Origin of the sequence: Ferruginibacter sp. (assembly GCF_031430955.1) — a bacterium.
Taxonomy (GTDB): Bacteria; Bacteroidota; Bacteroidia; order Chitinophagales; family Chitinophagaceae; genus Ferruginibacter.
In genome coordinates this window covers 1-6,586 of record NZ_JANPCM010000494.1, presented here as the reverse complement: position 1 = coordinate 6,586, position 6,586 = coordinate 1, and the positions used below count along the sequence as shown (strand labels likewise).

Annotated in this window: 8 protein-coding genes; 2 read left to right on the top strand and 6 right to left on the bottom strand. The window is 33.2% G+C overall.

The features are described from left to right. Positions 1-188: hypothetical protein (locus ACY65O_RS13760; RefSeq protein ID WP_462221434.1), on the top strand; the 188-nt coding region annotated here is incomplete at its 5' end. A gap of 60 nt (positions 189-248) precedes the next feature. Beyond that, positions 249-1,565 (top strand): polysaccharide deacetylase family protein, encoded by a 1,317-nt coding sequence (locus ACY65O_RS13755; RefSeq protein ID WP_462221433.1) that lies wholly within the window; start codon positions 249-251, stop codon positions 1,563-1,565. Positions 1,566-1,613: 48 nt separating this feature from the next. On the opposite strand, the gene ACY65O_RS13750 is transcribed toward ACY65O_RS13755, so the two are convergent. The 6 genes from ACY65O_RS13750 to ACY65O_RS13725 all read right to left on the bottom strand — a co-directional run. Further along, positions 1,614-2,108, bottom strand: coding sequence for a sterol desaturase family protein (locus ACY65O_RS13750; RefSeq protein WP_462221432.1), 495 nt, complete (start codon positions 2,106-2,108; stop codon positions 1,614-1,616). 1 nt (position 2,109) lies between these two features. Then, the gene (locus ACY65O_RS13745; protein WP_462221431.1) at positions 2,110-2,796 is read right to left on the bottom strand and encodes a carotenoid biosynthesis protein; all 687 of its coding nucleotides are present in this window, start codon (positions 2,794-2,796) and stop codon (positions 2,110-2,112) included. Then, on the bottom strand, positions 2,786-4,285 hold the full coding sequence (crtD, locus tag ACY65O_RS13740) for a 1-hydroxycarotenoid 3,4-desaturase CrtD (RefSeq protein ID WP_462221430.1): 1,500 nt from the start codon (positions 4,283-4,285) through the stop codon (positions 2,786-2,788). The genes ACY65O_RS13745 and crtD overlap by 11 nt, the downstream gene beginning before the upstream one ends. Before the next feature lie 33 nt (positions 4,286-4,318). Next, a complete protein-coding gene (gene idi / locus ACY65O_RS13735; RefSeq protein ID WP_462221429.1) occupies positions 4,319-4,837 on the bottom strand; it encodes an isopentenyl-diphosphate Delta-isomerase in 519 nt (172 codons plus the stop codon). A 56-nt stretch (positions 4,838-4,893) separates the two neighbouring features. Next, positions 4,894-5,730, bottom strand: coding sequence for a phytoene/squalene synthase family protein (locus tag ACY65O_RS13730; RefSeq protein ID WP_462221428.1), 837 nt, complete (start codon positions 5,728-5,730; stop codon positions 4,894-4,896). Positions 5,731-5,772: 42 nt separating this feature from the next. After that, a partial coding sequence (locus tag ACY65O_RS13725) for a phytoene desaturase family protein (protein WP_462221427.1) occupies positions 5,773-6,586 on the bottom strand: 814 nt, incomplete at its 5' end.

Sequence of the window (6,586 nt, the reverse complement as noted above, 5' to 3'; positions counted from 1 at the left end):
ATTATGAAGGTGCCCAATTTAATAACAACACATTTTTATCCCTTGCAGGAAATTATTTTATTAATTACAATACCAGAATTTTTTTGAACCTCTACAGCAATTTGAATGTTGCTAAAAACAGTAATGCAGATTTCAATACCGCCGTCTCAGCCAGTTTTGCATTTGGTTTTCAACATTATTTAAGATAGTAAAAAATATTTTTTTACTTATCCTGTTTGTGTGCTGCAAGTTGTTTATTTTGTGGCTGCATGTTTTTAATTTACTCTCATACCACTTGTCCCCGATTACAGTACAGCTGTAATTTTATTTTTAAAGAATTATTGGGGATTGATTTTGCAATAACCATCGACTCGGAAGAATTTAAAAACTACGAAGGTGTAAAAATTAATTACAGCAACCAGCAATTCCAATTCTCCACTTTTAATATTACACCGCATAGTTTATTATTTGAAACAGAAATAAAAGCACAGCAAATAAATTGTTTTGAAAATAATAGTTGCAAAGCATTTTTTAAAATAACTAATGCTGACTTTGCATTTGATATTTTTGCCGCTACTTTTTATTTACTCAGCCGCTACGAAGAATATTTACCGCATACAAAAGATATGTATGGCAGGTATGCACACGAAAATTCGCTGGCATTTAAAGAAGGGTTTTTGCAATTACCATTGATAAATATTTGGGTAAAGAATTTTGTAACCGAGATTAAGAAAAAATATCCAATATTCAATATTCAATGCTCAATGTTCAACTTTTTACCAACCTACGATATTGATATTGCATTTTCTTATAAATATAAAGGGCTGCTTAGGAATATTGGAGGATTTTTACAATCGCCTTCTTTACAAAGAATAAAAGTTTTATTGGGCTTACAAAAAGATCCGTTTGATATTTACAGTTGGTTAAATGATTTACACCAGCAAAATAAATTGCAGCCCATCTATTTTTTTTTAGTGGCGGAAAAAAACAGCCAGTATGATAAAAATATTTTACCGCATAAAGATGCGATGTGGCAATTGATAAAGCAACATGCAAAAAAATATTTAGTGGGCATTCATCCAAGCTGGCAAAGCGGCGATGATGAAAAATTATTAAATAATGAAATAAAACAATTGCAGGCAATGGCTGAAGGGTCTTCTATCCACCATCAACCATCAACTATCAACTGCTCCAGGCAACATTATATCCGTTTTAATTTTCCGGAAGGTTATCAAAAATTAATTGAAGCAGGCATTACTGAAGATTACAGTATGGGATACGGCAGCATCAATGGTTTCAGGGCATCAGTTGCATCATCTTTTTTTTGGTACGATCTGCAGCATGAACTGCAAACTGATTTACGCATTCATCCTTTTTGTTTTATGGATGCCAATTCTTTTTACGAGCAGCAATTTTCTGCAGCACAGGCTTATAAAGAAATGATGCACTACTACAAAATTTGTAACAAAATAAACGGCACTTTAATTACCATCTGGCATAATAATTTTTTAGGAACTGCGAAAGAGTTTGAAGGCTGGAAGGAAGTGTATGAGCAATTTATAGGGGTCGTGAGCCGTGAGATATGAATGGTCAATGGTAAATGTGTTCTATCCATGAAAAAGTAAGAGAAAATTTTATACTTTATTTGCCCTTGCATCTGCCTGAATATTTTTATCCGTCTTTACTTTATCCCAATATTTTTTTGCTACCATCAGCATACCAAAACTTTCTCCTTCGTATTTATTTAAATGTTTGTGGTGCATTTTGTGTGCCCAGCGAATAGTTTTAATATAAGAGTTATTGCTTCGGGTAAACCATTTAAAACGCTGGTGAATAATTACTTCATGTACTATAAAATAAGCCAGGCCGTACAATGCAATACCAAAACCTATTGCGGCAACCCAGTACAATTTATTTTGCAGGCCAAGCATAATGCACAACCAGCTTGGTATGGCAAATATTAAAAAAAATGCGTCGTTCTTTTCAAATGTATGGCCGGTGGGTTTATGATGATCTTCGTGCAGGTACCACAAAAACCCATGCATAACAAAGCGATGGGTAAGCCATGTAATGCCTTCCATTATAAAAAAAGTTATTAAAACAATTGCTATAAATAAAAACCAGTTCATCTTAATTTAAAAATATCCTTAACAGTAAAAAAAACATTACCTGTATCATTAACAAATGTACTGCGAATTTGTTTTGCTTGTTAAATTTAAAGAGATGAAAAATTGTTAATAATAGAACGCTGACAATAAACCAGCATAAATAATTATAAAAAGGAATTTCGCCGTTCCATTTCCAGTAGCCCAATTGTACCGCTACGGGTTCCATTAACCAATCAAAAAAAACAGCCAGTGTGGCACCGTCTACTATTACGGAAAGTGCCTTGAGCCGCATAGGTGGTGTGGCAGTCTCCAGCGAAATTTTATCAATAGCTTTTACGAGCAGGGTATTAATGCTTATGCCGCAGCAGTAAATTATTATAAACCAGTTTACACCAATTATTAGCGGCACATTTTTTACTTTAAAGCCCAGCACATTATCATAACTGTAATCTCCAAATAATAATTTTGTATTTACGCCAATCATTTCAACTCCAATACCAACTGTAATGGTTAATAATAAAAATAACCCAAACAAGTAATTTTTTTCGTTTTGTGTCCAAAGCAATAACGCAAACATCAACAGTAAATTAAAAGCAGTTGATTGAATGATAAAATTATTTTTAAATACAGCTATTCCTAAAAAGCCAATAGTATGAAATAGAATTGCAATGGCAGTGGCTATTTGATATTTAGAAAATTTAATGGGCACGGTTTTCATTTTTAATTAACTCACTTACAATTTTTGCACTTTGTAAACATAAAGGAATACCACCACCGGGATGTACACTTCCACCACAATAATATAAATTTTTAACTACGCCTGTAAAATTAGGATGCCTTAAAAAGGCCGCCAGTTTTGAGTTTGAGCTGGTACCATACAAAGAGCCCTGGTACGAAGCAGTTTTATTTTCTATTGCTATTGGATCAAGTATTTCCTCGGTTTCAATAAAAGATTCTATATCAGTTTTTAAAATACGATTGAGCTTTTCAATAATTTTTTTTCTGCCCTCCTGTTTAATCACCTCCCAATTTTGTCCCACATTTGCAGGTACATTTATCATTACAAACCAGTTCTCTTTTCCCTTGGGCGCCATGCCAGCTTCCATTTTAGAAGTGATATTTATATAAACTGTTGGGTCGCTGTATAAAGTTTTCTTTTTAAACAAACAGTCAAATTCAGCAGCATAATTGTTGCTAAAAAATATGTTGTGTAATTGTAATTGATCAAATTCTTTATTTATTCCCCAGTAAAAAACCAGTGCACTGCTGCTGCGTTCCTGTTTTAAAATTTCCTTAGCTTTATGTTCATTATTCATCAATACTTTATAAGTAAAATAAACATCCATATTACTTACCACTATATCTGATTTTATGTTTTCATTATTTACTACAACCCCTCTTACCTTTTCTTCGTAATAAATTATTTTTTGTACCCGTGAATTAAAATAAAATTGCACCCCTTTTTTTAAAGCTAAATTGTATAAAGCATTTGTAATACTAATCATTCCGCCGGCAGGATAAAAAACGCCTTCATTATACTCCAGATGAGGAATTAAACTCAGCATGCCTGGTGCTTTGTAAGGGTTGCTGCCATTATATGTTGCATAACGGTTAAATAATTGCACCGCTTCTGCGGATTTAAATTTTGTGCTGTTGTATTTATTTAAAGTTTTAAAAAGATAGCTGTATTTGGTTGCCGCCAATGCTTTAAAAACACGTTTGTTCAACCATGTTCTTCTTTTATGTAAAGAGTGGTTTAAAAAAATGCTGCCAATATTATCATATGTTTTTTTGGATTCACTTAAATACTTTGTAACTGTATTGGATGATTCGCCTAATACATTTTCCAGCTCTTTCCCAAAATTTTCAGGATTGGTAAATGCATTTACTATTTTACTATTTTCATAAAAATATTTACAGGCAATGTCAACAGGTTTATAACTGAAATAATTTTCTAATGGCTCACCGGCAATTTTAAATAACTCCTCAATATTTTTTGGTTGTATAAATAAAGACGGCCCTGCATCAAAACGAAATCCATCTTTTTCAAAAGCTGTTAACTTACCACCCGGGTAATTATTTTTTTCGTACACCGTTACAGCAAAACCTTCCACTGCAAGCCTGATGGCTATTGCCAAACCGGCAACACCACTGCCAATTATTACAGCTGTTTTATCCTTTAGTTGCAAATTATGCATGAGAAGCAAATGTAGTTTAAAAGCTTTTAGTTTTTAAACGTTTGCAGAGAGATATTCTTGTAATTTAGGGAAAGCAATTTTAAACCACTCCGTATATTTTTGCGGATGCGATTGCAGTGAGTTTTTTATTTCTTCCATACTCATAAAGCAGTAATCTGCTACTTCATCTTTATCAGGTAAAATTTGTCCTTCATATTCACCAACAAAAACATGATCGTATTCGTATTCTGTTAAACCATTATCAAAAGCTACTTTATAAACAAACTCAAATGCTTTTTTTAATGGTATGGTAAACCCCATTTCTTCCTGCAATCTTTTTGCAGCGGCAGTTATTGTTTCCTGATTAAAATACGGATGGCTGCAGCAGGCATTCGTCCACAAGCCCCCGCTATGGTATTTAGTAAAAGCTCTTTGCTGTAATAACATTTCGCCTTTTTTGTTAAAAATAAAAACACTGAAAGCCCTGTGCAGCATTGCTTTTTGATGGGCTTCCATTTTATCAACAGTACCCACCGGCACATCATTCTCATCCACTAAAATTAATTTATTCAAAATGGTAAGTGTATTTTTTAAAGAATGAAACTTCGGCGGTTAACAAACTAAAGGATTTATAAAATATTAAATTGGGTCCTTATTCCGGCTTTAGCTAAAATAAACATTTTTGAATAATTCGGGATACGGATTCGCTGCTCCATAATTTTTGCCGGCTGCACTTTTTTTATCTTTTTAAATAAAGACAAATAATATTTATACGCCACGTAAACACCAAATCTTGCTTTTACAGGTAAATTTAAAATCCCTTGATATGCGTTTATAAAATCTGTTGCAATTTCATTTTCTATCTGCAGTTTCATTGAAGGGGTAAAATTTTTAAAATCCATGTTGGGGAAATACGTTCTGTTTAATTCCTGGTAATCGGCTTTCACATCTCTTAAAAAATTTACTTTTTGAAAAGCGGCACCTAAAGATTGTGCAGCAGGTTTTAATTTTTCATACATCATTTTGTCCCCTTCGCAAAAAATATACAAGCACATTAACCCTACTACTTCTGCGCTGCCATAAATGTAGGCAGCATAACCTTCTGTATCGTATTGGGCTTTACTTAAATCTGCTTCCATACTTTTAAAAAATGCTTCAATTAATTTTTTATCTACCTGGTATTTATTAACCGTTAATTGAAAACTATGCAGCACCGGATTTAAACTTATTCCTCTTTCAAGAGCGTTGTACGTATCTGTTTTAAACTCCTCCAGCAATTGCTGTTTATCGTAATTATGAAAGGTATCCACAATTTCATCTGCAAATCTTACAAAACCATAAATGTTATAAATAGGTGTACGCAAATCTTTATGCAGCAATTTTATAGCGCTGCTGAAAGAAGTGCTGTACGTTTCAGTAGTTATTTTACTGCACTGCTCACTGGTGTTATGAAAAAGCTTCATCATAAATGATAAGAAAAATATTGATTTTAACTTTATCCGTATTCTTTAATTACTAAATTCATTTACTATTTCTTTTGCCACCACTTCACCGCTTATTAAACTGGGTGGCACACCCGGTCCCGGCACTGTTAACTGCCCGGTATAAAATAAATTTTTTACTTTTTTACTTTTACAGGATGGCTTTAAAACCGCTGTTTGCATTAAGGTATTTGCCAAACCATAAGCATTGCCTTTAAACGAATTATAATCACTTACGAAATTACTCACTGAGTAAGATTTTTTATAAATAATGTTTCTTTTAATATCCTGTCCAGTTCTGTTCTCAAACCTTGCAATAATATTTTCAAAATACTTTTCTCTTAATTCCTCTGTGTCTCCCTGTAAACCGGCGGCAACAGGTATAAGAAAAAACAAATTTTCAAAACCATCCGGCGCTGTTGTGGTATCAGTTACCGAAGTTACGCTTACATAAAACAACGGATTTTCCGGCCACTTTGGTTCGGTATAAATTTCTGCGCCATGTACACCGAAATCTGTATCAAAAAATAACGAGTGGTGCAAAACATTATTTAATTTTTTATTCAACCCAATGTAATATAATAAACAACTGGGCGCCATCACTCTTTTGTTCCAGTATTCATTGGTATAAGTTCTGCATTCTTCGGGTAATAATTTTGTTTCTATAAAATTATAATCGGCGGCACCTATTACCACATCGGCTGGCAAGTTGATGGTTGATGGTTGATAGTTGATAGTTGTTTGAGCAGTTACAACATTAGCTTTGTTGTTATCAACTTCAATATTTGTTACATCACAATCAAAACAAAACTTCACACCTAATTCTTTTGCCAAATTAAAT